We start from the raw sequence: 2,413 nt of genomic DNA, 5'->3' as shown, positions 1-2,413 counted from the left end.
CGCCATACCAGCTTCACAGCTGGCGGTTTTACTCACTCCTCTCTCCGAACCGGACGTGCGAGTTTCCCCGCATCCGGCTCTCCATTTGACAATCATCAACTCGCAGTTTCTTGTGTTCCATCATGTGATGCTTTCGACATAATGTTACCAAGTCTTTTACCGCCCACGATTTAACGCCTCTACGGTGATGAACTTGGATGTCATTTTGTTCTTTGCATATCACACATGCAAAGCTATCTCGCTTTAGTACCTTTAGTCGTCTATAGTGCCAGTCCTTTGGATACTCTCTATTATCTTCACGGCTCATCCGTGCTGTTAGATATATCGAAGGCTCTGGACCTTTGAGTCCTAGTGGTGGTTGGATTTCGTTACTGGACGGGACTAGATAGGGATGTTCAAATCCATTTCTGCCACGATTCCAATAACGAGAACGATTGAGCTCTTTTGCTGATGGCAGCCATTGATGTACTTGAATACCGAATGTATTCGCTACCCATCGTTGACGTTTCATGATTGTGCATGTTTTGTCCTTGATGAGTTGCACCTTTCTACTTCCTTTGTATTTTGCCAGTAACCACTTGTGGTATCTGTGCCACGCATAGCGACTGATCGCTTCTAAATCACTGAGTAAAGATGTATGTTTATAATATTCACACCACCCTCTAACTACTTGATTTATTTGTTTCATCTTCGTAACTTCATCATATAAAGTTTGGTTTCGTGTAGTAAGACTTTTAAGCTTAGCTTTCACACGCTTCACACTTTTCATTGAGGGGCGCAAGTGTACCACCCATCGTCCTTCCGAGTAGTTCCGTTTAATATAGAACCCCAAGAAGTCGTATCCTTTGTTAACGTGTGTAATTAAAGTTTTCTCCTCAGAAAGAGTAAGTTTTAGCTCTTCCTCCAGAAATTCCTTAATTTCAGCTTTAGCTTGCCTTACTCCAGCTATCCCATCATTTGATACGACAACAAAATCATCGGCATAGCGAACCATGGTATAATTACCGCGACCCGCTTTCCTCGTATTTTGTCTTTCTGATTGAGATAGCTGCCATTTCTTCGCTGCCCATTGATCAAATTCGTTCAAGTATAGATTTGCTAGCAGTGGGGAAATGATCCCCCCTTGCGGTACCCCTTCACGAGTTTGAGCAAATAGCTGCTTTTCCATGACACCGGCACGAAGAAAGCGATGGAGCAGAGAGATGAGTTTCCTATCTGCTATCCGCTTTTTTAACAATTTGAGTAATATTCGATGATTAACAGTGTCGAAGTAGCTTTTTAAGTCCCCCTCAATAACATAGAAATGTTTTGATATGGAGTTAGCTAAGGGCATCAACACTGCAATCGCATCCATAGTGCATCGACTTTTCCTAAACCCAAAGGAATAGGGATGAAAATCCGTTTCGTATATAGGATCGAGTGCCATTCTTATACCTTCCTGAACAATACGATCTCGTAAAGCCGGAATACCGAGAGGACGTTTGGTTCCATTCGGCTTTGGTATATAGACCCTCTTTACAGGTAGTGGACGGTAATTCCCTGACTTTAACTGTTCTATGATCAAAGACAGTTGTCTTTCATAGGTTTGTTTAAAGTAGTCGCGAGTTTTACCATCTACGCCATCTGTCCTACTTCCTGGCCTAGATAACACATTAATAGCAGCCTGATGTATCCATGTCTCCCAATGAAGAAGATCGTATAAACGATTAAATTTATACTCTGGATTCTCAGTTGCTTTCTTTGCAAGTGTTTGTTGTTTTTGGGCGATCGTTGAAAGCAACATTACCGTTGTTCTCCTGCTTAATTCACTTTTACAAACGTTTTGTCAAACTGCCTCCCTTCGCCATGTGATTAGCTTTCCTAACCTCGGACTACTACGAAGGCTCCGCCCTTTCTAATTGCATGTAGGTTCAGGCTCCCAGATCTTGTTGCCAAGATAACAATAGAAAGTTCCCAAGTTCACATATGTAACGTCACCATCTTGCCTTAGACTCTGACTGTACCCCTTGCACGGCTCGTCGCCGTGCTCGTCACTGGGAGACTTGAACTCGTATCTCTGTAGGAGCGTTCAGTCTCTATCCAAGCGAGATTTCTCCCCCCGTCATAGGTGGAGATCCAGTGACTCTGTCTTGTCCCTACCTTCATAACAGACAGTCCAACCTTCGAGGCGTCAAACATCAGTTTCTTTCGTAGTCTTAGCAAGACTCTGATTAGCAGCTCTCCATTTCGTAGGGGAAATGTCAGCCACATTGTCAAAACGGCTTCATACAACAGCCAGCCTAATGGAAGTTGCATGCGTTTCTAATCATTGATTACTCCTTGAAATCAAGCAATTACATTGCGTTTTACATATGCGCTTCTTGGCGCACCACTTGGGTGGTTATGATAGAGAATAACCGCACTCGCGTTCGTG

1 protein-coding gene is annotated in these 2,413 nt (G+C 43.3%); it reads right to left on the bottom strand.

Annotation, left to right across the window (positions count from 1 at the left end; translation table 11 throughout):
* Nucleotides 1-28: 28 nt before the first annotated feature.
* Nucleotides 29-1,783, bottom strand: coding sequence for a group II intron reverse transcriptase/maturase (ltrA, locus tag L3V35_RS25330; RefSeq protein ID WP_237300851.1), 1,755 nt, complete (start codon nt 1,781-1,783; stop codon nt 29-31).
* Nucleotides 1,784-2,413: the final 630 nt, after the last annotated feature.

Source organism: Vibrio sp. L5-1 (genome assembly GCF_021728315.1).
In the GTDB taxonomy this organism is placed as follows: domain Bacteria; phylum Pseudomonadota; class Gammaproteobacteria; order Enterobacterales; family Vibrionaceae; genus Vibrio; species Vibrio splendidus_K.
Note: the sequence above shows the minus strand (reverse complement) of the source record. Positions and strands in the feature narration are given on the sequence as shown.

Excerpts from the sequence above, each read along its gene's own strand:
- ltrA (WP_237300851.1), bottom strand. The coding sequence starts at position 1,783 with ATGTTGCTTTCAACGATCGCCCAAAAACAACAAACACTTGCAAAGAAA.